Annotated in this window: 25 protein-coding genes; 14 read left to right on the forward strand and 11 right to left on the reverse strand. The window is 69.6% G+C overall.

Annotated elements, in window-relative coordinates; translation table 11 throughout:
• Window positions 1–53: 53 nt before the first annotated feature.
• Complete coding sequence (locus YIM_RS47995; protein ID WP_255462863.1) at window positions 54–1,514, reverse strand: CCA tRNA nucleotidyltransferase; 1,461 nt, start codon at window positions 1,512–1,514, stop codon at window positions 54–56.
• Between the two features lie 101 nt (window positions 1,515–1,615).
• Between YIM_RS47995 and YIM_RS48000 the strand changes: the two genes are divergently transcribed.
• From YIM_RS48000 to YIM_RS48055, 12 genes are all read left to right on the forward strand, one after another.
• Complete coding sequence (locus YIM_RS48000) at window positions 1,616–2,146, forward strand: NUDIX hydrolase (protein ID WP_153036652.1); 531 nt, start codon at window positions 1,616–1,618, stop codon at window positions 2,144–2,146.
• Window positions 2,143–4,305: a DUF6049 family protein gene (locus tag YIM_RS48005; protein WP_153036653.1), complete on the forward strand. Its 2,163-nt coding sequence runs from the start codon at window positions 2,143–2,145 to the stop codon at window positions 4,303–4,305. Before YIM_RS48000 ends, YIM_RS48005 begins: the two co-directional genes overlap by 4 nt.
• A 108-nt stretch (window positions 4,306–4,413) precedes the next feature.
• A complete protein-coding gene (locus tag YIM_RS48010; RefSeq protein WP_153036654.1) occupies window positions 4,414–5,340 on the forward strand; it encodes a glutamate ABC transporter substrate-binding protein in 927 nt (308 codons plus the stop codon).
• A gap of 2 nt (window positions 5,341–5,342) precedes the next feature.
• Window positions 5,343–5,987 (forward strand): amino acid ABC transporter permease, encoded by a 645-nt coding sequence (locus tag YIM_RS48015; RefSeq protein WP_153036655.1) that lies wholly within the window; start codon window positions 5,343–5,345, stop codon window positions 5,985–5,987.
• Entirely contained in the window at window positions 5,984–6,793 is an 810-nt protein-coding gene (locus tag YIM_RS48020; protein WP_153036656.1) for an amino acid ABC transporter permease, read from the forward strand. The genes YIM_RS48015 and YIM_RS48020 overlap by 4 nt, the downstream gene beginning before the upstream one ends.
• 1,030 nt (window positions 6,794–7,823) lie before the next feature.
• Window positions 7,824–9,509, forward strand: coding sequence for a murein biosynthesis integral membrane protein MurJ (gene murJ, locus YIM_RS48025; RefSeq protein WP_228005103.1), 1,686 nt, complete (start codon window positions 7,824–7,826; stop codon window positions 9,507–9,509).
• 111 nt (window positions 9,510–9,620) lie between these two features.
• Complete coding sequence (locus tag YIM_RS48030; protein WP_194239989.1) at window positions 9,621–11,174, forward strand: protein kinase family protein; 1,554 nt, start codon at window positions 9,621–9,623, stop codon at window positions 11,172–11,174.
• A gap of 43 nt (window positions 11,175–11,217) precedes the next feature.
• Window positions 11,218–11,868: an RNA polymerase sigma factor SigM gene (gene sigM / locus YIM_RS48035; protein WP_113695311.1), complete on the forward strand. Its 651-nt coding sequence runs from the start codon at window positions 11,218–11,220 to the stop codon at window positions 11,866–11,868.
• Entirely contained in the window at window positions 11,865–12,662 is a 798-nt protein-coding gene (locus tag YIM_RS48040) for a hypothetical protein (protein WP_153036658.1), read from the forward strand. Before sigM ends, YIM_RS48040 begins: the two co-directional genes overlap by 4 nt.
• 134 nt (window positions 12,663–12,796) lie before the next feature.
• A complete protein-coding gene (gene trxB, locus YIM_RS48045; protein ID WP_153036659.1) occupies window positions 12,797–13,789 on the forward strand; it encodes a thioredoxin-disulfide reductase in 993 nt (330 codons plus the stop codon).
• A 30-nt stretch (window positions 13,790–13,819) separates the two neighbouring features.
• Window positions 13,820–14,143, forward strand: coding sequence for a thioredoxin (gene trxA / locus YIM_RS48050; protein WP_153036660.1), 324 nt, complete (start codon window positions 13,820–13,822; stop codon window positions 14,141–14,143).
• Window positions 14,144–14,394: 251 nt separating this feature from the next.
• Complete coding sequence (locus YIM_RS48055) at window positions 14,395–15,534, forward strand: N-acetylmuramoyl-L-alanine amidase (RefSeq protein WP_153036661.1); 1,140 nt, start codon at window positions 14,395–14,397, stop codon at window positions 15,532–15,534.
• A 138-nt stretch (window positions 15,535–15,672) separates the two neighbouring features.
• Here YIM_RS48055 and YIM_RS48060 read toward each other — a convergent pair whose 3' ends face one another.
• A complete protein-coding gene (locus YIM_RS48060; RefSeq protein WP_153036662.1) occupies window positions 15,673–16,308 on the reverse strand; it encodes a GNAT family N-acetyltransferase in 636 nt (211 codons plus the stop codon).
• 197 nt (window positions 16,309–16,505) lie between these two features.
• Here YIM_RS48060 and YIM_RS48065 point away from each other — a divergent pair, with 197 nt between their 5' ends.
• Window positions 16,506–17,828, forward strand: a complete 1,323-nt coding sequence (locus YIM_RS48065) for a PLP-dependent aminotransferase family protein (RefSeq protein ID WP_153036663.1) — start codon at window positions 16,506–16,508, stop codon at window positions 17,826–17,828.
• A 28-nt stretch (window positions 17,829–17,856) separates the two neighbouring features.
• Entirely contained in the window at window positions 17,857–18,801 is a 945-nt protein-coding gene (locus YIM_RS48070; RefSeq protein WP_153036664.1) for a D-alanine--D-alanine ligase, read from the forward strand.
• 108 nt (window positions 18,802–18,909) lie between these two features.
• Here YIM_RS48070 and YIM_RS48075 read toward each other — a convergent pair whose 3' ends face one another.
• From YIM_RS48075 to rpmH, 9 genes are all read right to left on the reverse strand, one after another.
• Window positions 18,910–19,893: a ParB/RepB/Spo0J family partition protein gene (locus YIM_RS48075; RefSeq protein WP_153036665.1), complete on the reverse strand. Its 984-nt coding sequence runs from the start codon at window positions 19,891–19,893 to the stop codon at window positions 18,910–18,912.
• Complete coding sequence (locus tag YIM_RS48080; RefSeq protein WP_153036666.1) at window positions 19,890–20,804, reverse strand: ParA family protein; 915 nt, start codon at window positions 20,802–20,804, stop codon at window positions 19,890–19,892. Before YIM_RS48080 ends, YIM_RS48075 begins: the two co-directional genes overlap by 4 nt.
• Before the next feature lie 63 nt (window positions 20,805–20,867).
• A complete protein-coding gene (gene rsmG, locus YIM_RS48085; RefSeq protein ID WP_153036667.1) occupies window positions 20,868–21,554 on the reverse strand; it encodes a 16S rRNA (guanine(527)-N(7))-methyltransferase RsmG in 687 nt (228 codons plus the stop codon).
• Window positions 21,555–21,669: 115 nt separating this feature from the next.
• Window positions 21,670–22,368: a tyrosine-protein phosphatase gene (locus tag YIM_RS48090; RefSeq protein ID WP_153036668.1), complete on the reverse strand. Its 699-nt coding sequence runs from the start codon at window positions 22,366–22,368 to the stop codon at window positions 21,670–21,672.
• 1,139 nt (window positions 22,369–23,507) lie between these two features.
• Complete coding sequence (locus tag YIM_RS48095) at window positions 23,508–24,080, reverse strand: R3H domain-containing nucleic acid-binding protein (protein WP_153036669.1); 573 nt, start codon at window positions 24,078–24,080, stop codon at window positions 23,508–23,510.
• Window positions 24,081–24,106: 26 nt separating this feature from the next.
• Window positions 24,107–25,273 carry a membrane protein insertase YidC gene (yidC, locus tag YIM_RS48100; RefSeq protein WP_153036670.1) on the reverse strand — a complete coding sequence of 389 codons (1,167 nt, stop codon included), beginning with the start codon at window positions 25,271–25,273 and terminating at the stop codon, window positions 24,107–24,109.
• Window positions 25,274–25,277: 4 nt separating this feature from the next.
• On the reverse strand, window positions 25,278–25,598 hold the full coding sequence (gene yidD, locus YIM_RS48105; protein WP_153037746.1) for a membrane protein insertion efficiency factor YidD: 321 nt from the start codon (window positions 25,596–25,598) through the stop codon (window positions 25,278–25,280).
• Window positions 25,589–25,993 (reverse strand): ribonuclease P protein component, encoded by a 405-nt coding sequence (gene rnpA, locus YIM_RS48110; protein ID WP_194239991.1) that lies wholly within the window; start codon window positions 25,991–25,993, stop codon window positions 25,589–25,591. The genes yidD and rnpA overlap by 10 nt, the downstream gene beginning before the upstream one ends.
• Before the next feature lie 17 nt (window positions 25,994–26,010).
• Window positions 26,011–26,154, reverse strand: coding sequence for a 50S ribosomal protein L34 (gene rpmH / locus YIM_RS48115; protein ID WP_113695296.1), 144 nt, complete (start codon window positions 26,152–26,154; stop codon window positions 26,011–26,013).
• Window positions 26,155–26,642 lie beyond the last annotated feature (488 nt).

Consider the following 26,642-nt stretch of genomic DNA (forward strand, 5'->3'; position numbering starts at 1 on the left):
CATCCGATCGGCATTCGGATCAACACCCGGAGAAGATCGGCCGAATGTTCTAGTCAGTCGGCTGACTGATCGCCCGGAGGGTCGATGCCCTGCTCCGCCGCCCAGCGCCGCAGTTCCGCCACCGCCTCGTCGTGCTCCAGCGGACCGCGGTCGAGGCGCAGCTCCTTGAGGAACTTCCACGCCTTGCCGACCAGCGGCCCCGGCGGCAGGCCGAGCAGCTTCATGATCTCGTTGCCGTCGAGATCGGGCCGCACCTTGGCCAGGTCCTCGGCGGCGGCGATCCGGGCGATCCTGGCTTCGAGGTCGTCGTAGGTGCGCTGCAGCGCGGCCGCCTTGCGCTTGTTGCGCGTGGTGCAGTCGGCCCGCACCAGCTTGTGCAGCCGGTCCAGCAGGGGACCGGCGTCGGTGACGTACCGACGCACCGCCGAGTCGGTCCACTCGCCCTTGCCGTAGCCGTGGAAGCGCAGGTGCAGGAACACCAGCTGGGAGACCTGCTCGACGATCTCCTTGCTGTACTTCAGCTCACGCAGGCGCTTGCGGGCCATCTTCGCGCCGACCACCTCGTGGTGGTGGAAGCTGACCCCACCGCCCTCCTCGAACTTGCGCGTGGCCGGCTTGCCGATGTCGTGCAGCAGCGCCGCCAGCCGCAGCACGAGGTCCGGCCCGGCCTCCGGGTCGTCCTTGCGCTCCAGCGCGATCGCCTGGTCCAGCACGGTCAGCGAGTGCTGGTAGACGTCCTTGTGCTGGTGGTGCTCGTCGATGGCCAGCCGCATGCCGGGCACCTCGGGCAGCACGTGGTCGCCCAGCCCGGTATCCACCAGCAGCTCCAGGCCGAGCCGCGGGTGCGCGCCGGTGATCAGCTTCGACAGCTCGGCCTGCACGCGCTCGGCGGTGATCCGCTTGATCTCGTCCGCCATCGACGTCATCGCCTCGACCACGCGAGGCGCGGGCTCGAAGCCGAGCTGCGAGACGAACCGCGCGGCGCGCAGCATCCGCAGGGGGTCGTCGGTGAAGGACTCCTGCGGGGTGGCCGGGGTGTCGAGCACCTTCATCCGCACCGCGTCGAGTCCGCCATGCGGGTCGACAAAGGTCTTTGACGGCAACTCGATCGCCATCGCGTTGCAGGTGAAGTCACGGCGCAGCAGGTCACCCTCGATGCTGTCGCCGAAGGTGACCTCGGGATTGCGGCTGACCTGGTCGTAGCTGTCCGCGCGGAAGGTGGTGATCTCCAGCTGCGAGCCGTCCTTGGTCACGCCGACCGTGCCGAAGGCGATGCCGACGTCCCACACCGCGTCGGCCCAGCCCCCGACCACCGCGAGCACCTGGTCCGGCCGGGCGTCGGTGGTGAAGTCGAGATCGGGCGAGAGCCTGCCGAGCAGCGCGTCGCGCACGCTGCCACCCACCAGGTACAGGCGGTGGCCCGCGGCGGCGAAGCGCTCGGCGAGCTGATCGGCCACCGGCGAGATCCGCATCAGCTCGATCACCGCGTTCCGCTGGACGACGAGTTCGTTCACTGGGATCCCACCACGAAAACGGTGCACTTACTACACGCACAGATCAACACGGACACGAGAAGCCAGCGTACCGGCGCGCGCTGTTGCTCTAGCATCGCAGCATGCCTGGATCGGCCGGTCGCTCCGGTGGCGCCAAACCGGGACGCCGGTCCCGGCGCCGCCGTGGCAGGAGGCTGACCACGGTGGACGAGACCTCGGCCGGTGGGCTGGTGGTCGACGCCGAACGGGAGCACGCGGTGCTGATCGGCAGGCTCGACCGCCGCGGGAAACTGCTGTGGTCGCTCCCCAAAGGGCATATCGAAGACGGCGAGACCACCGAGCAGACCGCGGTGCGCGAGGTGAAGGAGGAGACCGGAATTTCCGCGCACGTGCTCCAGCCACTGGGCACCATCGACTACTGGTTCGTCGCCGAGCGGCGGCGGGTGCACAAGACCGTGCACCACTTCCTGCTCGAAGCGGCGGGCGGTGAGCTGTCCGACGAGGACGTCGAGGTGACCGAGGTGGCCTGGGTCCCGGTGGCCGAACTGGAGGCCAAGCTCGCTTACGCCGACGAGCGCACCCTGGTCCGCAAGGCCCGCGAACTGTTCGCGGAACAAGCTTCCCGCTCCTCCGCAGAGGGAGTCCCCGAGTGAAAAGGCTGGCCTCGGCCACGCTGACCGCGTTTCTACTGGTACTGCAGGCGTTCATCGGAGTTCCGGCGAGCGGCGCACAGGCCCAGCCGGGACCGGACGCGCCGAGCAGGCTGCGGCTGGACATCGACGAGATGAACCCGCGGCTGCTGGTGTCCACGTCCTCGACGCTGACCGTGTCCGGCAAGGTGACCAACACCGGTGACCGCCGGATCACCAACGTGCAGGTCCGCCTGCAGTTCGGTGAGCGCCAGACCACCTCCCGCCAGCTCGGCGAGGCACTGGCGGAGGCTCCGCCGACCGACGCCTCGATCACCAAGTACGTCGACGTCGCGCGGGTGGTCGAGCCGGGCCAGACGGTCCCGCTGCAGATCACCGTGCCGCTCGGCGGTGACGCGAAACCGCTGGTCAGCAAGCCGGGCGTGTACCCGCTCCTGGTCAACGTGAACGGCACGCCGGAGTTCGGCGGCCAAGCCAGGCTGGCCGCGTTCAGCATGCTGCTGCCGGTGCTCGGTGTGCCGGGCCAGAGCCCGCCCGCCAAGCCGGAGCGCCCCACCGAGCTGTCCGTGCTGTGGCCCATCGCGGACACGCGCCCGCGCGTGGTGGCCGCGCCGTTCGGCGGCACGCTGGTGCTCTCCGACGACCAGCTGGCCATCGACCTGGCCCCCGGCGGCCGCCTCGACGCGCTGGTCACCGCCGCGAAGAACGTCAAGGGCGAGACCCGGCTGTTCGACTCGATGTGCTTCGCCATCGACCCCGACCTGCTGGAGACCGTCGAGAAGATGGCGGGCGGCTACCTGGTGCGCACCGCCGACGGCGGCCAGGTGCCCGGCCGCGGCAACGACACCGCCACCCGCTGGCTGAACTCGCTGCGCCAGGTCCTCCAGGACTCGTGCACCCTCCAGCTGCCCTACGCCGACGCCGACCTGCCCGCGCTGGCCAAGGTCACCGACGGCGACCCCCGGCTGGCCAAGACCGCGGTCGACAACACCTCGCTGTTCGAGCGCCTGCTCGGGGTGAAGCCCCTGCCCGGTGTGCTCTGGCCGAACGGCGGCCTCGACTCGACCTCGCTCGGCGCGCTCGCCGACGCACGGGTGACCACCGTGCTCGCCGAGTCCGACCAGCTGGTCTCGAACCGCCCGCTGACCGCGCCGGCCACCATCGAGGGCACGAACCTGCGCGGGGTGGCGCTGGACCCGCTGCTCAGCCGGTCGATGGCGGCGACCCGGCCGACCGACGCGGTGGCCGCGAACCTGACCCCGGCCGACGACCCGGACGTGGCCGCGCAGAACGCGCTCGCCGTGCTGGCCTTCCAGACCGGCGCGCAGTCCGACACCGACGGCTCGCCGCTGCTGCTGGCCCCGCCGCGCCGCTGGTCCGCGCCGGTCGACGAGCTGACCCTGCTGCTGCGCACCGTCGGCGACTACTCGAACCTCGGCATGGTCTCGCCGAAGCCGCTGCTGGAGGAGCTGGCGCAGCCGGTCAAGGGCACCGCGAAGATGGACTACGGCGCCAAGGAGGCGCCTGCCGAGCTGCCGCAGCAGGTGATCAGCTCGCTGAACCGGACCGAGCGGGAGACCGCCGACTTCGGCAGCTCGCTGACCGGCGACGCGACCACCCAGGTGGAGCCGGAGGACCTGATCAAGCCGATCCGGTCCGGCCTGATGCGTGCCTCGTCGACGGCCTGGCGGGCCGACGCCGCGGGCGGGCTGGCCTCCGCCGGTGACGCGCGCGGGCAGCTCGACGCCCTGCGTGGCCAGGTCACCGTGGAGACGCCGAAGCAGCAGATCTCGCTGGCCTCGGACACCTCACCGCTGCCGGTGACACTGAAGAACTCGCTGCCGGTCGGCGTGACCGTGCGGATCAACCTGAACAACTTCACCGGGCTGCGGCCCGAGCAGATCCCGGACCGGCCGCTGCCGGCGCGGGGTTCGGTACCGCACCTGATCCAGGCCGAGGCGCTGCGGACCGGGCACTTCAGCGTGGACGTCTCGCTGAGCACCCCGGGCGGCACACCGCTGGGCGCACCGGCCCGGATGGAGCTGAACTCCACCCAGTTCGGCCTGATCACGCTGATCGTCACGATCGTCGCCGGCGCCGCGTTGCTGCTGCTCTCCGGCAGGCGGATCTACCGCCGGGTGCGCGGAAAGGACCGTTCGTAATTTACCCACGGTAACTCCTTGACGCCGATGGGTGGACTGGACCATTCTTCGGAACCATTCCCAGTGGACCGTGAATCGGTTTCATGAATGGTGAGGGGTTACGCGACCATGGCAGCGTTGAAAACCCGCAGGATGCTTGTGCTCACCTGCGCTATCGCCACCCTGAGCACGGCGGCTGCCTGCTCTTCCGAACCCGGCGCGCTGCCGGGCTCGCCTGGCTCCTCCGGTCAGGGAATCATCGACCGCGCCCCGGTCGCGTCAGCCGAGGCCATCGCCGCCAGCCCGACCGCGGCCTCGATCAAGCAGCGCGGCCAGCTGCTCATCGGCGGCTCGCTCGACGCGCCGCTGCTGTCCCAGCAGAACCCCGCCACCGGCGAGACCGAGGGCTTCGACGCCACGCTCGGCAAGCTGCTGGCCAAGTACATCATCGGCTCGCCCGACGCGAAGATCGTCAACTCCAGCTCCGAGACGCGTGAGGCGCTGCTCCAGAACAGCACGGTCGACGTGGTCTTCCAGACCTACACGATCACCCCGCAGCGCGCGGAGAAGGTGGCCTTCGCCGGCCCGTACCTGATGTCCGGTCAGGCGATCGCCACGATGAAGGACAAGACGGCGATCAAGAAGCCCGCCGACCTCAACGGCAAGAAGGTCATCGCGGGCGCGAACACCCCCGGCATCGAGGCGGTCAAGGAGCAGGCCCCGAACGCGGAGATCATCAGCTTCGCCACCGACCCGGAGTGCGTGCAGGCGCTGGAGCAGAACCGCGGTGACGCCTACGTGCAGGACCTGACCCTGCTCGCCGCCTCGGCCCGGCTCAACGACAAGATCCAGATCGTCGGCGAGCCGTTCACCGAGGACCCGTACGGCATCGGCCTCAAGCACGGGGACGACGCGTTCAAGAAGTTCGTCAACGACTGGCTGGTGCAGTTGCAGCAGGCGGGGATCTGGCAGCAGGTGTGGAAGGACTCGCTGGGCACCGTGGTGACCGGTGAGCCGCCCGCCGCGCCCGCCATCGGTTCCGTTCCCGGTTCCTGACCTTGGACGTTCTGCTCGACAACTCCGGCGCCTTCGCCGAGGGGGTGGTTACCACCGTCGAACTGACCGCGCTGTCGTTCGTCGGTGCGCTCGCCATCGCGCTTGTCGTGGTCACCTTCCGGGTGTCCCCGGTGAAGCCGCTGCGCCTGTTCGGCACGGCGTACGTGGAGATCTTCCAGAACGTGCCGCTGCTGCTCTGGATCCTGTTCTTCGTCTTCGGCCTGCCGAAGCTCGGGATCCAGTTCGAGCTGTTCACCACCGCGGTGCTGGCCGTGTCGATGTACTCGGCGGCCTACTACGCCGAAGCGCTGCGGACCGGCATCAACACCGTGGCCACCGGGCAGGCCGAGGCCGCGCGGGCGCTCGGCCTCGGCTTCGGCCAGTCGCTGCGGTGGGTGATCCTGCCGCAGGCGCTGCGCTCGGTGGTGCAGCCGCTCGGCAATCTCACCGTGATGCTGCTGATGAACACCGCGCTGGCGGCCGGGGCCGGACTGGTCGAGCTGAGCACCGCGGCCAACCGGATCAACCTGGTCGAGGCCGAGCCGATCCTGATCTTCTCCGGCGCGGCGGTGGTCTACGCGCTGCTGGCGCTGGTGATCACCGCGATCACCCGGCTGCTGGAGCGGAAGCTGGTGATCCACCGGTGAACGTGCTGTTCGACGAGCCGGGCCCGCGCGCCCGGCGCCGGATCCAGGTCGCCACCGTGGTCAGCGTGCTGGGCGGCGCGCTGCTGTTCGCGCTGGCCGTGCGCCAGTTCGCCGTCAACGGTGAGCTGGACTGGAAGAAGTGGGCGCCCTACACGCAGTGGCCGAACTGGCGCTACCTGCTGACCGCGCTCGGCCAGACCCTGCTCGCGGCCGCGCTGTCCGCGGGCATCGGCGGACTGGCGGGCCTGCTGCTCGCCGTGGCCCGGGCGTCACGGAACGTGGTCGTCAGCGGGCTCGCGCGGGCGTACATGGAGACGGTCCGGGTGATCCCGGCCGTGCTGCTGATCTACGTGGTGCTCTTTGTGCTGCCCAGCCTCGGGCTGGACCTGCCGCTGCTGTGGAAGCTGGTGGTGCCGCTCGCGGTGTCCAGCTCGGCGCAGTTCGGGGAGATCTTCCGGGCGGGCATCCTGTCGCTGGACCGCGGCCAGGGGGAGGCCGCCGCCGCGCTCGGCCTGAGCACCGGCCAGTCGATGCGGCTGGTCATCCTGCCGCAGGCGCTGCGGCGAGTGGTGCCGTCGCTGGTCAGCCAGACCGGCGGGGTGCTGAAGGACACTTCGCTCGGCTTTTTCGTCAGCTACGCCGAACTGCTGTTCAGCGGAAAGGTGCTGATCGGCTACTACCAGAACCAGTTGCTCATCCAGACCTACCTCGTCATCGGCGTCATCTACTTCGCGGCCAACTACGCTCTGTCGCGGTTCGCCCGATGGTTGGAGCGCAGGGGCGAGCGGACGGTGAAGTCCCGGTAATTCGAACGGGACACCCCGGGGCCATTACCCTGGGCATCGTTGAGTAGGCCGCCGATGGATTGGGCACGTGTTGGACAGAGAGCCGGGCTCGCCACCGGAGCGACCCGGGCGACAGCGGTCTGACCGGCCACCCCAGGCCACGCCGCCTCGACCCGAGCGCCCGGAGCGACAGCAGCCACCGCCCGACCGGATCCCCCCGGTCCGGGCGCAACGGCCCGCGCCCACCGACGGCCGCACCCGGCAGGTCCCGGTGCGGAAGGCGCCGCCGCCCACGCGCGCGATGCCGGTGCCGCCTCCGCCGGGCCAGCAGCCCAGCCGCCAGACCCCACGCCCGGACTGGCCGGCCCAGGAGCACCCGGCGGCCGGTCGCCCCGGCCCCCCGCCGAACGGCAGGCCGGTCACCCCGGAGCGCGTCCGCCAGGATCGCCCCGGCCCGCCGGAACGCACCGGACGGCCCGGCCCACCGGACCAGGGCGGCCGCGCCGATCGGCCCAGCCCGCCGGAGCGCCACGGTCCTCCTGATCCAGCCGCACGTCCCGGTTCGCCGGAGCGCCACGGTCCTCCTGATCCAGCCGCACGTCCCGGTTCGCCGGAGCGTCACGGTGCACCCGACCCAGCGGCCCGTCCCGGTTCGCCGGAGCGCCATGGCCCCTCCGACCAAGCCGCACGTCCCGGTTCGCCGGAGCGCGGTGGCCGCCCGGTCCCGCCGGATCAGGGCGCCCGCTCCGGAGCCCGCCCGATCCCACCCGAGCCGGTCGGCCGCGCGGATCGGCCCGGCCCGGCCCCCACCAGCCACCTCCCGCAGCCCGGCGCACCCGCTCCGGCTCCGGTTCCGCCGGTGCGCGGCCCGCAGCGGCCACCGCCGCCGATCCAGCAGCGGCCGCCCCGGCCCGAGCCGCCGGTCCGCCCGTGGAACCGCGAGCGCCCGGACGGTCCGCCGCCCCCGCGTCCCCGGGTCGAGTACACCCAGCTCATCCCGGTCGACCGCGGCCTGCCGCCCGGCGCGCGCTGGCCCACCGCCGACCCGGACATGCACCGGCCGTACGACGAGTACGCCACCCGGTTCCTCCCGCGCATCTCCGACGGGGTCGCGCCCACCGAGGCGCAGCCCAGCGGTGGCGCGAGCGGCACCCCGTCGCTCGCCAAGTCCAGCGGCCGGATGGCGATCGCCACCCTGGCCAGCCGGATCACCGGGTTCGCCTGGAAGATCATGCTCGGCGCGGTGGCCTCGCTCGGCGTCATCTACGACTCGTTCACCGTCGCCAACACGCTGCCGCTGATCATCAACGAACTGCTGCTCGGCGGCGTGCTGACCAGCGTGGTGGTCCCGCTGCTGGTCCGCTCGCAGGACGACGAAGACGGCGGCGAGGCCTACACGCAGCGCCTGCTCACCATGGCGACCACGGTGCTGCTGCTCGGCACGGTGCTCTCGGTCGCCTTCGCCCCCCAGGTCACCGGCCTGCTGATGGCCGAGGGCGGCGGGGGCAACTCGCAGGTGGCCACCTGGTTCGCCTACCTGCTGCTGCCCGGCCTGCTGTTCTACGGGCTGTTCGCGGTGCTCTCGGCGATCCTGAACGCCAAGCAGATCTTCGGGCCGGCCCAGTGGGCCCCGGTGATCAACAACCTGGTCATCTTCGTGACCATCGGCCTCTACGCGATCCTGCCCGGTGACCCGACGCTGGTGCCGTCGAAGATGAGCGAGCCGAAGGTGCTGGTGCTCGGCCTCGGCGTGCTGACCGCGATGACCGTGCAGGCCCTGTTCCTGGTGCCCGCGCTCAAGCGGTCCGGCTTCAAGTTCAAGTGGCGCTGGGGCCTGGACTCGCGGCTCAAGGAGTTCGGCGGCCTGGCCACCTGGATCTTCGCCTACGTGGCGATCAGCCAGATCGGCATGATCATCAACACCAACGTGCTGACCAGCGGGCAGGCCGGTGGGGTGTCGATCTACTCGAACGCCTGGCTGCTGTTCCAGCTGCCGTACGGGATCATCGGCGTCTCGCTGCTGACCGCGATCATGCCGCGGATGAGCCGTGCGGCCGCCGACGGCGAGACCAAGAAGCTGGTCGCCGACATGTCCTACGCCTCGCGCATCTCCACGGTGATGCTGGTGCCGATCTCCGCGGTGATGACCGTGGCGGGCACGTCGATCGGCATCGCGCTGTTCACCTTCGGCAAGGGCGAGATCGAGCAGGCCGAGCGGCTGGGCCAGGCGCTGGCCGTGTCGGCCTTCGGCCTGCTGCCGTACGCGCTGGTCATGCTGCAGATGCGGGTGTTCTACGCGATGAAGGACTCCCGCACGCCGACGCTGATCATGGTGGTGATGACCGGGGTCAAGATCCCGCTGCTCTACCTGGCCTCGGCCCTGCTCGCGCCGCAGCACATCGTGCTCGGCGTGATGATGGTGAACTCGCTGGTGTTTGTCATCGGCGCGATGCTGGGGCAGGTTTGGCTGTGGGTGCGGCTGGGCAACCTGCGCAGCAAACGGGTACTGGGGGTGATCCTGTTCACCGTCGTGGCCAGCGCCGCCGGCGTGGGCGCCGCGCTGGTGGTCGGCATGATCGTGCCGGACGCGCTCGGCGCCACCCTGCAGGCCTGGGTGAAGCTGGTGTTGCAGGGCGTGGTCGGCATCGGCGTCTCTTTCGGCGTGCTGATGGCGTTGAAGGTCGAGGAGCTGAAACCGGCGACCTCGAGAATCACCCGGATGATCAAGCGTGGGTAACGATTACGGCGTGGATCGGCATAGTGCTCGTGTCACATTCACGTACCCTCGGTTGGAGAAATGCAGGAGAGTGCGGTGGACACGAGCCGGAAAGAAGGGGGTGCGGGGAAGGTGGGAGCCCGTGCCCGGAGCGGACCGCTGGCGCCCGGGGCCGTGGTCGGCGACGGCCGGTACCGCCTGCTCGCCCAGTTCGGCATCGACGAACGGGCCGACGCCCACCTCTGGCGCGCTCGCGACGGCCAGCTCCGGCGTGACGTCGCGCTGACCCTGCTCGTCGGCGATCCGGCCGACGCGGACGCCGCACGCCTGGCCCGTCGCACCCTGGAACGCGCCGCCCACGCGGCCAAGTTCAGCCACGACGGGGTCGCCAGGGTCCTCGATGTGCTGAATCTCGGCAACGGCATCACCTCCAGTGAGGGCCTGCTCGGCATCGTGGTCGCCGAATGGACCAAGGGCAGCGACCTGGTCGACCTGGTGGCGGACAAGCCGGTCGAGCCGGGTGCCGCCGCCCGCATGGTCGGCGCACTGGCCCAGGCCGTCGAGCAGGCACACCAGTCCGGTCTGGTGCTCGGCCTCGACCACCCGCAGCGGCTGCGCCTCACCCCGGACGGCGCGCTGCGCCTCGCCTTTCCCGGTCCGCTGCCCGACGCCACCCTGCGTGACGACGTCAAGGCCATCGGCGGGGTGCTGTACCTCCTGCTCACCGGCCGCTGGGCGCTGCCGGGCGGCCCGCCTGCCATTCCGACCGCTCCGCACGCGCCGAACGGCCGCATCGTGCCGCCGCGCTCGCTGCAGCCGCGCGTCCCGCAAACGCTTTCGTCGCTGGCCGTGCGCACCATCGAAGACGGTGGTCACGGCGGCATCCGCACCAGTTCGGCCATTCTCGCGGTGCTCGACCAGGCCGCCGAGGAGGAGGAACGCACCCAGCTGATCCAGCAGGTCGGTGCCCCACCCGAAGAGGAGGCGGACGCCGACGGCGCGATCTGGACCACGAAGAAGCCGGTCAAGGACTCCGCGCGGCGGCGCAAGCTGGCGCTGGGCGTGACCGTGCTGGTGGTGACCGCGGTCGGCATCCTGGCCTGGCTCGGCATGCTGGCCATCTCGTTCTTCCAGGAAAGCCCCGATTCGGGCGGCCCGACGGTGAACGTCGCCGAGCCGACGCCCACCGCGGCGCCCGATCCCGGCGGCAACCCGGCTCCGCCGCCCGGCGAGACGCCCGCCGGTGGCCCGCCGGTGAAGCCGCAGACGGTCAACGTCTACAACCCCGGCGGTGAGGGCGACGCCCCGGCGCGGGCGAAGAACGTGCTCGACGGCAAGCGCGAGACGTTCTGGCGCACCGACGAGTACCGCCAGCAGTTCCCCGACCTCAAGCCGGGCGTCGGCCTGCTCAGCAGCTTCGAGCAGTCGGTGAAGCTGAGCTCGGTGAAGATCGCCGCGGAGAGCCCCGGCACCACGGTGGAGATCAGGGTCGCGGACAAGAAGAACCCGAAGTTCTCCGAGACCCGCCTGGTCGGCTCGGGTGAGCTGAGCGGCCAGGACAACGAGGTCAAGCTGTCCGAACCAGCCGAAGGGCGGTACGTGATCGTGTGGATCACAAAGCTCGGCACGGACGGCGACAAGCACGTCACCCAGATCAACGATCTGGAGTTCGTGTCGGCTGCCTAGTGTCCCTCGTGTGGGGGAAGCGGTAGTCGATAGGCTCTTACGAGTGACCGCTGCAACTCCCACGGACGCCGCCCTCATAGCGGCGCACGCCGCGGGCGATCCGCATGCCTTCAGTGAGCTGGTCCGCCGACATCGTGACCGGATGTGGGCCGTCGCCCTGCGCACCCTGCGAGATCCCGAGGAAGCGGCCGACGCCCTGCAGGACGCCTTCATCTCGGCGTTCCGCGCGGCCGGCAACTTCCGGGCCGAGTCCCAGGTGACCACCTGGCTGCACCGCATCGTGGTGAACGCCTGCCTCGACCGGGTCCGCCGCCGTCAGGCGCGGCCCACCGTCCCCCTGCCCGAGACCAGCCACAACGAACCGGCCACCCCGCGCGACTCGATGTCCGAGCGGGAGACCCGCCTGGTCATCAAGGAGGCGCTGGACCAGCTCCCCGAGGACCAGCGCGCCCCGATCGTGCTGGTCGACGTCGAGGGCTACTCGGTGGCCGAAACCGCGGAAATGCTCGGTATCGCACAGGGAACCGTGAAGAGCCGGTGTGCGCGAGGTCGCGCCAAGCTCGCCAAGGTTCTCGGACATCTGCGGAACCCCGACGCGGAACCCGGCGTCCCAACTAACGAAAGCAAACATGACCGCACCGAGCGGCGTGTGTCGCGTCCGCTCGGGACGCAGGGTCAGAGGGAGGGACGATGACGGACGAGAGTCGGGGGATTGGCGGGGCCGTTGGCCCGCCTTGGTCTGTCGACGTGCTCGCCGACCTGCATGCGGGAGTGCTCGATGAACGGGAGGCCGCCGAGCTGTGGCCGCTCGTCCGCGCCGATGCCGAGGCTTCGGCGATCATCGAGGCGCTGGAGTCCACCACGGCCGATCTCGCCTCGCTCGGCGACGCCGACGTGGAACCGATGCCGGCGGAGTTCGCCGCCCGGCTGGACGCGGCGCTCGCCGAGGAGATGGCACGGTCGGCGGGAAACGCCGGTCCGGCGGCACCGGAGCCGATGGCGCCGCCGGTAGCACCCGTGGTCGGCATCGACGTCGCCCGCCGCAGGCGCCGGGCGAAGATCGCCGGCTGGAGCGCCGGGGTGGTCGGCATCGCGGCGGCGGCCATCGCGGCGATCGCCATCGCGGTCCCCGGTGGTAGCGGCAACGACGGCGCCGGGCAGCCGCCGGTGGCGCAGCCACCACCAGGGGCGGGCTCGAACGAGCCACCGCTGGCGTTGCAGCAGGACAACATCCCGATCGGCGAGATCCTCGGGTCCACCGGGAAGATGGACTACGGGCCGCTGGGCACCCGCGAGCGGGTCGACCAGTGCCTCGCCGAAAACGGGTTCGACCCGGCGGTGAAGCCGGCGGGCATCCGCGGTGCCACCATCGACGGGCAACCGGCCACGCTGGTGATCCTCACCCCCGGCACGATCGGGCAGTTCCAGCTCGTCGCGCTGTCCACGGACTGCGCGAAGGTGATGGACCGGACGGTCGGCGGAAAATAGGCGTTTGAGCAGGGGCGGCACCCTCGTGGTGCCGCCCCTTTCTCGTCAGCTGCGGTGTGCGTCACCCCGCGGGAACACCGCGACCTACGATCGTGTTAGGCCAGGTACACGGCTACTACGAGCGGAGGCAAAGGGTGGCTGCAGAGGACGTTCGGAACCTGATCATCGTCGGATCGGGTCCCGCCGGCTACACCGCGGCGGTGTACGCGGCACGCGCGCAGCTGGACCCGCTGGTGTTCGAGGGGTCCCAGTTCGGCGGGGCGCTGATGACCACCACCGAGGTGGAGAACTACCCCGGTTTCCGCGACGGCATCCAGGGCCCGGCGCTGATGGAGGAGATGCGCGAGCAGGCCAAGCACTTCGGCGCCGACCTGCGGGCCGAGGACGCCGAGGAACTCGACCTGACCGGGGAGATCAAGTACGTCACGGTCAACGGCAAGCGCTACGCCGCGCGGGCCGTGGTGCTGGCGATGGGTGCCGCCGCGCGCTACCTGCACGTTCCCGGCGAGCAGGAACTGCTCGGCCGCGGGGTGTCCTCGTGTGCCACCTGCGACGGCTTCTTCTTCCGCGACCACGACATCGCCGTGGTCGGCGGCGGTGACTCCGCGATGGAGGAGGCCACCTTCCTGACCAAGTTCGCGAAGTCGGTGACCATCGTGCACCGCCGCGAGGAGTTCCGCGCCTCGAAGATCATGCTGGAGCGCGCCCGCGCGAACGACAAGATCAAGTGGGCGCTGAACAAGGCGATCACCGGTGTGGTCGGCGAGGACAAGGTTTCCGGCCTGAAGCTGGAGGACACCCGTACGGGTGAGGCCTCGACACTGGACGTGACCGGGTTCTTCGTCGCGATCGGGCACGACCCGCGCAGCGAGCTGGTCCGCGGCCAGGTGGACCTGGACGACAACGGGTACGTGGTGACCAAGGGGCGCAGCTCCTACACCAACATCGACGGGGTGTTCGCGGCCGGCGACCTGGTCGACCACACCTACCGGCAGGCGATCACCGCGGCGGGCTCCGGCTGCGCGGCGGCGATCGACGCGGAACGCTGGCTGGCGGAGCACGCCGTGACCGAGCAGGCGGCCGAAGCGCCCGAGCTGGTCGGCGGCGGCTACGGCGCGAGCAACTGACTTTCCGGATCCACCGAAAAAGGAGAGAAGATGACCGACACGGTCAAGGTCACTGACAAGAGCTTCACCGACGACGTCCTGACCAGCGACAAGCCGGTTCTGGTGGACTTCTGGGCGACCTGGTGCGGCCCGTGCCGCATGGTGGCTCCGGTGCTCGAGGAGATCGCCGCGGAGCACAAGGACAAGCTCACGATCGCCAAGCTCGACATCGACGAGAACCCCAACACCGCGCGTGACTACCAGGTCATGTCGATCCCGACGCTGATCCTGTTCCAGGGCGGCAAGCCGGTGAAGCAGATCGTCGGCGCGAAGCCGAAGGCCGCACTGCTTTCGGATTTGTCCGACGTACTCTGAACCAACCCACCCGGGTGACCCGTATCGCATGATGCGGGTCACCCGGGTTTTTCACGACCCGCACCGCTCAACCCGTCACACCAGCGGGCTCGGCGACGATGAACCGGTTACCCGGTCTGATGACCGGGAGCACGCTAGGCAACCCTGCGCGCTCACCGAGAGTTCGCAGGGCACAATAGAGCCCCTGGGCCATGCTGCCCAGTGAAATTCGCCCAGCGCCGATCCGGCGCCCAAGGAAGAGCGAGGAGTGCATGCGGGTACTCCGCCGCGGCGACGCCGGTCCCGATGTCGCCGAGATCAGGTCGATGCTGGCCGCGCTGGAGCTGCTGCCCCCGGTGAACGGGTCGCCCGGCTCCTTCGACGCGGCGGTGGAACAAGCCGTACGGGCGTTCCAGCAGCGCCGAGGCCTGATCACCGACGGCATCGTCGGCCCGGCCACCTACCGCGCGCTGCGCGGGTCGAGCTACCACCTGGGCAGCCGCCCGCTCGCGTACCTGATCTCCGCGCCGGTGCACGGTGACGACGTGTTCGCGCTGCAGGAGCGGCTGACCGAACTCGGTTTCGACGCCGGCCGCCCCGACGGGGTGTTCGGCCCGCAGACCGAGCAGGCGCTGCGCACCTTCCAGCGCGACTACGGCCTGGTGGTGGACGGCATCTGCGGCGGCGGCACGGTTCGCGCGCTGCGCCAGCTTTCCCCGCGTGCCCGCGGTGGCCGCCCGGTGTTCCTGCGCGAGCAGGAGCAGGTCCGGCGCTCCGGCCCGAGGCTGCGCGGCAAGCGCATCGTGATCGACCCGGGGCACGGCGGCCAGGACGGCGGCGTGGTGGTCGGCGGCCTGCGCGAGGCGGACATCGCCTGGGATCTGGCCCGTCGGCTCGAAGGCCGGATGAAGGCCACCGGCATGGAGGCCCTGATCTCGCGGGGTCCGGACCACAGCCCGGCCGAAGCCGACCGCGCCGCCTTCGCGAACGACGCCGGGGCGGACCTGTTCCTGTCCCTGCACAGCGACCAGAACCAGTCGCCGTACGCGCAGGGCGTGGCGAGCTTCCACTACGGCACCGGCAACGGCACCAGCTCGACGGTGGGTGAGCTGCTGGCGGGCTTCATCCAGCGCGAGCTGGCCGCGCGCACCGGCCTGCTGGACTGCCGCACGCACCCGAAGACGTGGGAGATCCTGCGGCTGACCAGGTGCCCCGCGGTCCGCGTGGAGATCGGCTACCTGACCAACCCGGACGACCGGCGCCGCATGTCGGACCCGGCCTTCCGGGACGTGGTCGCCGAGGGCATCCTGATCGCCGTCAAGCGCCTGTACCTACTGGGCGAGGGCGACCAGCCCACCGGCACCTTCACCTTCGCCGACGTGCTCGCCTACGAGCTGGCCAAGGCCGACTGAGCTTTCACACAGAACATGGCCCGGCGCCTACCGCCGGGCCATGTTCTTGTCTGTTCCTGGGCACTGTTTCTGGGGACAACTGTGCACAACCCTGTGGACAAGTCGTCACACCGTTAACAAAGTGTGGATAACTCGCCGTCAGGAGCGGGCGACGCTCGGTTCCGCCGTGGTGATGGTGACCTGGCCGAGCAGGCGCTCCAGCGCGGCTTCGACGTCTTCCTTCCAGGAGATCGCCGACCGCAGTTCCAGGCGCAGGCGCGGGAACTTCGGGTGCGGGCGCACGGTCTTGAAGCCGACCGACTGGAGGAACTCGGCGGGCAGCACGCAGGCGTGTTCCGTGCCGGGTGCCGGTTCGGTGGCACCGAAGGCCTCGATCGCCTTCACCCCGCGGCGGGTCAGGTCCTTCGCCACGGACTGCACGAGCATGCGGCCGAGGCCGCCGCCGCGGAACTCCGGGGCGACGTGGAAGGCGGTGAGCAGCACCGCGTCCGGGGCCGGTGGTGAGGTGGGGAAGGCGTTCGCCCGCGGCACCGCGTTCGGCGGGGCGTAGAGCACGAACCCGATCGGCAGCGTGTCGCTGTAGACGATCCGGCCGCAGGAACCCCACTCCAGCAGCACGCTGGACACCCAGGCTTCCTTCTCGACCTCGGTTTCGCCGAACTCCTCGGCCTGCGCCTTCAGGTGCGGCGCGACCTCCCAGTAGACGCACCGCCGGCAGTGCAGGGGGACCTGGTCCAGGTTGTCCAGCGTGACGCCCACGACGCGTCGCGACACCCGACGACCTCCCCTGAGTTACGAACCCGATGCGGGACGCGGTTCATCGCAAGAGCAAACCGGCCCGAGATCACAGGATAGGCGGATGTGATGAGCACCGGAAGAGCCGAGGTCCCGAAGAGGGGATGGTTACACTCGATGGATCTACGAACGAGTAGCACTGATCATGCCGGCCGACATCGTTTGCGAAGTGCCCGATGAGCGAAAAGCGCCCAGTCAGACAGCCGCAAAGCGGCCACCACAACCTCGACCCGCACCTGCCGCGCTACGCCGCGCGCACCGCGGGCATGACGGCCTCGGAGATCCGAGCGCTCTTCGCGGTCGCCAGCCGTCCCGAGGTGGTATCGCTGGCCGGCGGCATGCCGAACCTGGCCGCGCTCCCGCTCGACTCGCTGTCCTCCCAGATGGCCGAACTGATCGCGAACGACGGCCTGGTGGCCTTGCAGTACGGCTCCGCGCACGGCGTTCCGGCGCTGCGTGAGCAGATCTGCGAGGTGATGTCGCTCGAGGACATCAGCGCCCACCCGGACGACGTGGTGGTCACCGTCGGCTCCCAGATGGGCCTGGACATGGTGACCCGGCTGTTCTGCGACCCCGGTGACGTGGTGATCGCCGAGGGCCCCTCCTACGTGGGCGCGCTCGGCTCGTTCGCCGCCTACCAGGCCGAGGTCGTGCACGTCGCGATGGACGACCAGGGGCTGGTGCCCGAGGGTCTCCGCGAAGCGCTCGCGCACTGCCGCACGCACGGCAAGCGGGTCAAATTCCTTTACACCATCCCGAACTTCCACAACCCCGCCGGCGTGACGCTGGCCATCGAGCGGCGTGCGGAGATCCTGGAGATCTGCCGCGAGTACGACGTGCTGGTGGTCGAGGACAACCCGTACGGCCTGCTCGGCTTCGACGGCCAGACCTATCCGGCGCTGCGCTCGATGGACCCGGACAACGTGGTCTACCTCGGCTCGTTCTCCAAGACCTTCGCCTCCGGCCTGCGGGTCGGCTGGGTGCTCGCGCCGCACGCCGTGCGCGAGAAGCTGGTGCTCGCGGCCGAGTCCGCCACGCTGTGCCCGCCCACGCTGAACCAGCTGGTCGTCTCGCGCTACCTGGCCACGCACGACTGGAAGGGCCAGATCAAGACCTTCGGCGAGAACTACCGCGAACGCCGTGACGCCATTCTTTCCGCGCTGGAGCAGCACATGCCGCCCGGCTGCTCGTGGACGCACCCCGACGGCGGGTTCTACGTGTGGGTGACCGTGCCGGAAGGCGTGGACACCAAGGCGATGCTGCCGCGCGCGGTGACCGCGCGCGTCGCCTACGCCTCGGGCACCGGCTTCTACGCCGACGGGTTCGGCAGCAGGCAGATGCGCCTGTCGTACTGCTACCCGACGCCGGAGCGCATCCGGGAGGGCGTGCGCCGGCTCGCGGCCGTGCTCGAATCCGAAATGGACCTCATGCGCACCTTCGGTAGCGTGAACCCCCGCGCGGTGTCCGGGCCGGAGAACCCCTCGCCCGACACCGCCTGACGAACCACAGAACCTGAGGAGTTCCCCGGTGGCCGAACGCACCGTTGCCGTGCTCGCTGGCGGTCTGTCCCACGAACGCGACGTTTCCCTGCGGTCGGGCAGGCGGCTGTCCGCCGCGCTGCGCGCCGAGGGGCTGACGGTGGAGGAGTGGGACACCGACGCCGGGCTCCTCGAGCGGTTGCGCACCCAGCGGCCGGACGCCGCCGTGGTCGCGCTGCACGGCGGCCAGGGCGAGAACGGCTCGGTGCAGACCGTGCTGGAAATGCTGGAGGTGCCGTTTGTCGGCACCAGCTCGCAGGGCTGCCGCCGCGCCTGGGACAAGCCGACCGCGAAGGCGTTGCTGGCCAAGGCGGACTTCTCCACGCCGGACTGGGTGGTGCTGCCGCACAGCACCTTCCGCGAACTGGGCGCGCAGGCGGTGCTCGACGCCATGGTGGACCGCCTCGGCCTGCCGCTGATCCTCAAGCCGGACCAGGGCGGCTCGGCACTGGGCACCCAGGTGGTGCGCGACGCGGCGGAACTCCCGGCCGCGATGGTCGGCTGCTTCGCATACGGGGACACGGTTCTCGCGGAGCGGTTCGTCGACGGGGTCGAGGTCGCCGTGGCGGTCGTCGAAACCGAAGCCGGGCCGACCGCGCTGCCCGCGGTGGAGATCGTGCCCGAGAGCGGGGTGTACGACTACACCGCTCGCTACACCGCCGGGCTGACCGACTTCTTCGCGCCTGCTCGACTTTCCGAGGAGTCCGCGAAGGCGGTCGGCGAACTCGCGGTGGCGGCGCACCAGTTGCTCGGCCTGCGCGACATCTCGCGGACCGACGCGGTCGTCGGCGCCGACGGCACCGTGCACTTCCTCGAAGTGAACCTCTCGCCGGGGCTCACCGAAACCTCGACCGTGCCGATGGCGATCGAGGCCAGCGGCGGTTCGCTCGGCGCGGTCTTCGCCGAACTCATCGACCGCGCGATCAAGCGCTGACCGAGCGCCGGATCGGTCCGATCCGGCGGCGCGATCTTCGATGCCGCTGTGTACTCGTGGATCAACGCTGCGAAATCATCACCGTGACGAAACGACCCGGGATGATCCCTAATCGGATTCCTGTGTCCGATTTGTCGCATTCGGATCCATCAGCGCGACGATCCGCTCAAGATCGTCCACCGAGCCGAACTCGACCACGATGCGGCCCTTCCGGCGGCCGAGGTCGACCTTGACGCGGGTGTCGAAGGTGTCGGAGAGCCGCACCGCGAGGTCCTGCAAGCCCGGCGCCTGCATCGGCTTGCGGGGAGCGGGCTTCGCCTTGCGCGGTGTCTCGCACTTCTTGAGCGTCACCGCCTCTTCGGTCGCGCGGACCGACATGCCCTCCGCGACGATCCGGGCGGCCAGGTCCTCCTGATCCTCCGGGTTCTCCAGCGACAGGAGAGCGCGCGCGTGCCCGGCGGAGAGCACCCCCGCGGCCACCCGGCGCTGCACCGGCAACGGCAGCTTCAGCAGCCGGATGGTGTTCGTGATGACCGGACGGCTGCGGCCGATGCGCCCGGCCAGCTCCTCGTGGGTCACCTCGAACTCGTCGAGCAGCTGCTGGTACGCGGCGGCTTCTTCGAGCGGGTTGAGCTGGACGCGGTGGATGTTCTCGAGCAGCGCGTCGCGCAGCATCGCCTCGTCGGCGGTCTGGCGGACGATGGCCGGGATCTTCTCCAGCTCGGCCTGCTGCGACGCCCGCAGACGCCGCTCGCCCATGACAAGCTCGTACTCGTCGCCGGGGAGCTGCCGCACCACGACGGGCTGCATGAGCCCGAACTCGCGGATCGAGTGCTCCAGCTCGGCCAGCGCGTCCTCGTCGAAGACCTGCCGCGGCTGCTTCGGGTTCGGCTTGATCGCGCTGAGCGGCACCTCGCGGTAGACCGCGCCGGCGACCTCACCGCTTGGCGCGGGGGCCGCCGTGCCACCGTTCTGGCCGTTGTCGGTGCTGACCGGTTTCAGATCGACCGGCTTGCCCTCGGCGTTGACCGGGCCGGTGGGGATCAGGGCGGCCAGGCCGCGCCCGAGCCCACCCCTGCGTTCGGCACTCATTGATTCTCACCGTTCTTCACACCGCGCTCGGCGATCTCGCGCGCCGCGTCCAAATAACTCAGTGCCCCGCGGGAACCGGGGTCGTAGGCGAGGATCGTCTGGCCGTAGCCGGGCGCCTCGGAGACCTTCACGCTGCGGGGGATGACCGTCTTCAGCACGACCTCGCCGAAGTGGTTGCGCACCTCCTGGGTCACCTGGTCGGCGAGCTTGGTGCGCCCGTCGTACATGGTGAGCAGGATGGTGGAGACAGCCAGCTCGCGGTTCAGGTGCTGCTGCACCAGTTCGATGTTGCTGAGCAGCTGCCCGAGACCTTCCAGCGCGTAGTACTCGCACTGGATCGGGATGAGCACCTCCTGCGCGGCGACCATCGCGTTCACCGTGAGCAGACCGAGCGACGGCGGGCAGTCGATGAAGACGTAGTCGACGCCGAGCTGGTCGATCGCGTCGCTCGTCAGTGCTTCTTTGAGGCGCGTCTCCCGGGAGGCCATCGAGACCAGCTCGATCTCGGCACCCGCGAGATCGATCGTGGCGGGCACGCAGAAGAGATTGGGGGACTGCTCGCTGACCGCCGCGGCGTCCGCCAGGGTCACTTCGCCGAGCAGCACCTCGTAGACCGAGGGCGTGCCCGAGCGGTGTTCCACGTTGAGCGCGGTGCTGGCGTTGCCCTGCGGGTCGAGGTCGACCACGAGCGTCTTGAGCCCGTGCACCGCGAGGGCGGCGGCGAGGTTCACCGCGCTGGTCGTCTTGCCGACCCCGCCCTTCTGGTTGGCGACCGTGAGCACGCGGCGGCGATCCGGCTTGGGGAGTTGGTAGGACTCCGGGTGCAGGACCCGCGCGGCACGCATGGCTTCTTCCGCGATCGGGGTCCACCCCACGTCATGTCCGGTGTTTGCTGACGACGGTGGGTTCACCGGCCGAAGCACCTCCTCGATAGGGGCGAGCTGTTCTGGGTTCGTTTCACGTGGAACATCTCCTCAACGACGGCGCTGTGTCTTCGTCTTCGCCTTCTTCTCCGGCGAGACGCGGGGGATCAGCACCACGGTGGTCGGCACGTCCAGCAGACCGCCACCGCATTCCACCACCGTCGCTTCACCGCCACCGGCCTTGGTCACCGCGAGCCGGTCTCGCGTTATCTCCTCCGCGGCACTCGATCCCTTCAACGCGAGCAGTGTGCCGCCAGTGCGCACCAGGGGCAGGCACCAGCCGGCCAGCTTCGCCAGGGGAGCGACCGCTCGCGCGGTCACCACATCGCGTTCAGCCGCGGCGGCCAACACGGCTTTCTCCTCCGCCCGGCCACGCAACACGGTGACGGACGACAGGTTCAGCTCGTCCACGACTTCGGTGAGCCAGTCAACGCGCCGCGCCATCGGCTCGATGAGCACGATATCGAGGTCCGGCCGAGCGATCGCAAGTGGAACCCCCGGAAGCCCGGCCCCGGACCCGACGTCGGCGACGCGGGCGGCGGTGCTGATCCTCTCGCCGATCACCGCGGAGTTCAAGACGTGGCGATCCCACAGGCGGTCAACTTCACGCGGACCGATTAACCCGCGCGCCACTCCGTGCTCGGCGAGCATCGCGGTGAACCGCTCGGCGAGGGGGAGTCGCTCCCCGAAGACCTGCTTTGCCGCCGCCGGCGTGCCGATGACGTCTTCCACACCCACTCAGAACTCCTCTTCGGTCGCCGTTTCACGTGAAACGACGTGACTCGATTGTCCCCGAAGAAGACGTCATTACCGCGCGACGCACCCGCAGATGTGCACGATCCCACGTCAAGTTTCACGTGAAACGCGCTTGGAGCGCGGTGAGGTCCGCCTCCGACAAGCCGTTCCCGAGGAGGAAGCTCGGCATCGCCAACGAGCCGATGGTCGCCGTCAGCGACGCCTCGACCGTCGTGCCATGGCCGGCGACCAGCTCCCGCACGGCCGTGAGTTGGTCGCGGGCACCCATCTCGACGTACCGCGGCTTCATCCGCTCATACGTCAGCAGGTAGTCGGCGACGATCTCGTCCGCCTCGGCTCCGGCCAACGCGAGCAACACGAGCGCGAGCAACCCGGTCCGGTCCTTGCCGCCGGCGCAATGGAACACGACGCACCCCGGCTCCGCGCGCGCCACCGCCCTCACCGCGGCGATTACCAACTCTGGATGCTCAGCCAGCAGCGCGGGGTAGTGCAGCGGAGAGGACAGGCCGTCGAGCTTGGTCCAGTGTTCGTAGAAGGGCGACCCCACCGGATCCAACGGCGCCCGCACCACCGTCATTCCCACCGGCCGCCCCACCCAGTCCGGCTCGCACTCCTCCGCGTTCCGGAGGTCGACGACCGCGCGAACCCCATACGCCCACGCCGCCGCCCACCCGGCTTCGCTCAACCGAGTCGGCGCCTCCATGCGCACAAGCGCCCCCGGCCGGATCTGTCCCAACCCGCCGAGATCCCGAACGTTGAGGCACCCGTCCCACAGAAGTTCTCTGCCATCGGTCACCCCCGAAAGACGCTCCGCCCGCGCACCCGGTTGGCCCCAATCCCCGGCCCACCTTCACTCCAGCCAACTCGCCCTCCGCAGCCGGTCGTGTCGCGCGCCCCTCGGTTCATATCCGAGCCCGCTTTGCCCGCGAAGAGCAGGAGCTCACTCATTTCACTCGGGCCGGGGTGAACTGACTGAACTATGTCGGCTGAGTCGCCTGAACATGCGCTGGGTGTTCGGCGGTGGCGACAGGCACTGATGGGTCGGAGTTCTTCGGGGTTGTCCAGGTCGTAATGAATGCAGTCGACGATGCCGGTGTCGAGGTTTCCGACCTCGAGTTCGGCTTCACCGCTGGTCCCGATGATGAACCAGCCCACCATGTCGCCGGTCTCGCAGACAACTCTGGCGGCTCTCTTCTCGTATTCAGGGTCGAGAGTGAGCTGCCATTGAATCGCGGTAGCTTCCCCCTTCGGTGCGTAGGTATGGACGGCCGCGCCGAACTGGGCGAGGTCGAACTCGATCGCCTACCGATGCTATGCCGCCGCGATTGTGGTGGGCGCTGGCAGTTCGTCTTGTTGCGGAGTATGGCGAACAGGATGTCGCAGCGGCGCGTCGTGCAGCCGCTTACCAGCCCGGCCCAGGCCGACGGCGTGGTGCTCGCCCTTGCCGACCTCCAAGCCAAAGAGCACGGCGTATCAAAGGCTGGCAGCCATACACCCCGCCGCTCCCAAGGGGGGACGTCCCAAGTCCAGTTTATCCGGCATGGACTGTCGCTGGGGCTGGCGAAGGCGGGACTGTGGATGGGGCACCCGACTGTGGACAAGACGTCTGGGGAGCGCGGCGGCTGTGGCGGTGAGAGTGCCGATCGGGTAGGGCAGCGAAGGCCCCGCGAGTAGGGCCACCGGTGGCACCGAGCGGTGTGGTCACCACCCGCCGCATCCCGGCGACCGTGGCCGGCGGCACCCGCGCGGGCAACGCCACCGTGGTGCCGACGCTCAGCGGAAGCGGCACCGGAAGCGGAAGCGAAGTTGTCGGCCTGCCAGGTGCCGCCCGCCCACGGAACCACCGTGGCCAGAGCAGCGCTGCCCAGTTTCACGTGAAACGCGAAGCGGCCCGCCGGATGCAGATCCGGCGGGCCGCTTCGAACGAAGAACAACTCAGGACGGGGAGACCACCACGCGACGCTTGGGGTCCTCGCCTTCACTCTCGCTCCGCACGCCGTCGATCGCGGCGACGGCATCGTGCACGACCTTCCGTTCGAACGGGCTCATCGGCTGCAGCCGAACCCGCTCGCCGCTCGAGAGGACCGTCTCCGCGGTGGTCCGGCCCAGCTCCCGCAGCTCCTCCCGGCGGTCCGCCCGCCAGCCCGCGATGTCCAGCATCAGCCGGCTCCGCGAACCGGTCTCCTGCTGCACCGCGAGCCGCGTCAGTTCCTGCAGTGCCTCGAGCACGTTGCCCCGCGAACCGACCAGCTTCTCCAGGTCCTCGCCGCCGTCGATGCTGACGATCGCCCGGCCGGCTTCGACATCCAGATCAATGTCGCCGTCGTAGTCCAGGAGGTCCAGCAGGCGCTCCAGGTAGTCACCCGCGATGTCGCCCTCCTTCACCAGGAGGTCGTCATCCGCACCGTTCTTCGACGAAGCCGAAGCCGGAGCCGTCTCCTCGGTCGCCTCGGCGACCTCGGTCTCCTGCTCGGTTTCGGTACCGACCGCTTCGGCCGTTTCCGCCATGCCCATGTCTCCTCTCCAGCCCGCGCTCAGCGGCGCTTCCGGCCAGACTTCTTCGTTGAGTCGCTGATCAGGCCGGGCACGCCCGTGCCGTTCTCGGTCGAGTTCGAGTTCGAGTTCGAATCGGGGTCGGCGGAGTTCCCCTTCGGCGCCGGCTTCTTCGCCGCGCCGGAGCCCTTCTTCGCCGAGCCGCTGCCGCCGCCACTGCCGCCGCTGCCCTGGGCGAACCCGTGCGGCGAACCCGCCTTCTTCTTCTGCCCCTGCTGACCCTGCTTGTCACCGGACTGCGCGTTCGGGGTCTTCTTCTGCTGCACCGGCTTCTGCCCGACCTTGGGCTTCTGGCCGACCTTCGGCGCCGCGGTGCTGCGCTTCTCGATCGCTTCGGCCTTCTTCTTCTCCTCTTCGCGGTCGATCTTCGTGTAGACCAGGCGCTGCTGCATCAGGGTCCAGCCGTTGTTCGCCAGCCAGTAGATGAGCAGGCCGATCGGGAAGAGCGCACCGAAGACGAGCACACCGAGCGGGAAGACGTACAGCGTCAGCTTGTTCATCATCGCGGTCTGCTGGGTCGCCGACGCCGGGTTCTGGCGGGCGACCGAGTGCCGCGCGGTCAGGTGGGTCGCGATCGACGCGACGATCATCAGCGGGATCGCCACCGGCGCCACGTACCAGTGCCAGCCGCTCGAGGCCGCCTCGCCCGCAAGGATCTGGGTGTTGTGGATCGCGTCGCCGAGGTTGACGCCGAACAGCTTCGCGTTGACGTAGGACTGGACGCCGCCCTCGTCGAAGAAGTAGTTCTCGGTCTTCGGCCCGTTCGGGTTGTCCGGGTTGACCGTGAACATCCGCAGCACGTGGTTCAGCCCGATGAACACCGGGATCTGCAGCAGCATCGGCAGGCAGCTGCCGAGCGGGTTGACGCCGTGCTCCTTCTGGAGCTTCTGCATCTCCAGCGCCTGGCGCTGCTTGTCGTTGGCGTACTTCTTCTGGACCTTCTTGATCTCCGGCGCGAAGTCCTGCATCTTCTTCATCGACCGGACCTGGTTCACGAACGGCTTGAACATGATGCCGCGCACGGTGAAGGTCAGGAAGATGATCGCCAGGACCCAGGCCACGGCGCTGGCCTCGCCGAACACCAGCCCGAATACCTTGTGCCAACACCACAGGATGAAGGACACGGGGTAGTAGATGAAGTCGAGCACTGAACTACTCCTCGGTAGATGTACCAGGTCGGTGATGGCGCCAGGTGAAGACCTCGGGTACCGGGTCCCGGCCGGGAGGGGTCCACGGCCCGCAGCGCAGCAGCCGGCGCACCGCGAGATAGCTCCCGCGAGCAGCGCCGTGCCGGGTCAGTGCTTCCTGCGCGTAGGCACTGCAGCTGGGATAGAACCGGCAGCTGGGCGGCAGGAAGGGGGAGATGGCCTTGCGGTAGAAGCGCACCGGGAGCAGAAGAACCCACGCGACGGGGCCAGGCCGCGGCGCGGGCGCCTGGCCGGCCTCATCCGTTCGTGTTTCGCTCACACCGATGGCCCGTCTTCGCGCGAAGGTGGTTCCTTGCGTGCCCCGCCCGCGGAACCGGGCAGGAGGCCGAGCCGGCGCAACGCCGAGTCGAGATCCGAACCGAGTTCCGCGCTGGTGGCGGTGGCAGCGGCAGGCAGGGCCCGAACGACCAACGAGCTACCGCCCGGAAGCGTTCCAAGCCGCGCGGATACGAGATGACGCAACCGACGGGCCACCCGGTGGCGCACCACCGAGTTCCCGACGGCCTTACTCACGACAAAGCCCGCCCTGCTGCCCGTGGCGCCTGCCGCGTCGCCCGGGATCACGTGGACCACCAGGCGTTTGCGTCCGGCCCGGACGCCACCGCGCATGACCGAACGGAAGTCCTCGCTCCGCCGCAGTCGAGCGGTGGCCGGCAACATGGCGGGCCCCGCCGGGATCAGGCGGACAGTTCTTGACGGCCCTTGCGACGACGGGCCGCCAAGATGGCCCGGCCGGCACGGGTCCGCATGCGCAGCCGGAACCCGTGGGTCCGCGCGCGTCGGCGGTTGTTCGGCTGGAAGGTGCGCTTACCCTTTGCCACGGTCGACTTCTCCTGCTCTCTGACTCGCCGACGCCTGCGAGCAGACGTGAAACCGGGCGAGCGCGTACGTGTGTGTTCGTCTCCCGCTCCGGCCGCGACCCCACCTTGATGGTGGGAAGAACACGGGCACGCGAAACGCACCCGCTGCCTGCGGGAGACCTTACGAGGGTACGCACCCGGCCCGGTGACACCGAAACCGGCCCCTGGATAACACACCGCGACCACTCGCGCCGGGGCGGGCGCGCCACGGCGGAGAGCCGAATGGCGACACGCCGTACACCGTGAAAAGCTTGCCCGCAACGACATCTTGTGGCAACGGAGCGGGCTTGTTAGCGTGCCTGTTCTCTTGCCTCACCAGTGCAGGCGTTCGCCGTGCGGGCCGCCCGGTGAGGCGGCTGGGCGTCGCCGTACATTAGTGCACAGTTGTGGACAACTTTGTGGATACCTGCTGCGCGGGTTCGGCTTGGGGATAGGGTAGAGCGCTCCGT

The sequence above is a fragment of the Amycolatopsis sp. YIM 10 genome (genome assembly GCF_009429145.1).
Lineage (GTDB): Bacteria > Actinomycetota > Actinomycetes > Mycobacteriales > Pseudonocardiaceae > Amycolatopsis.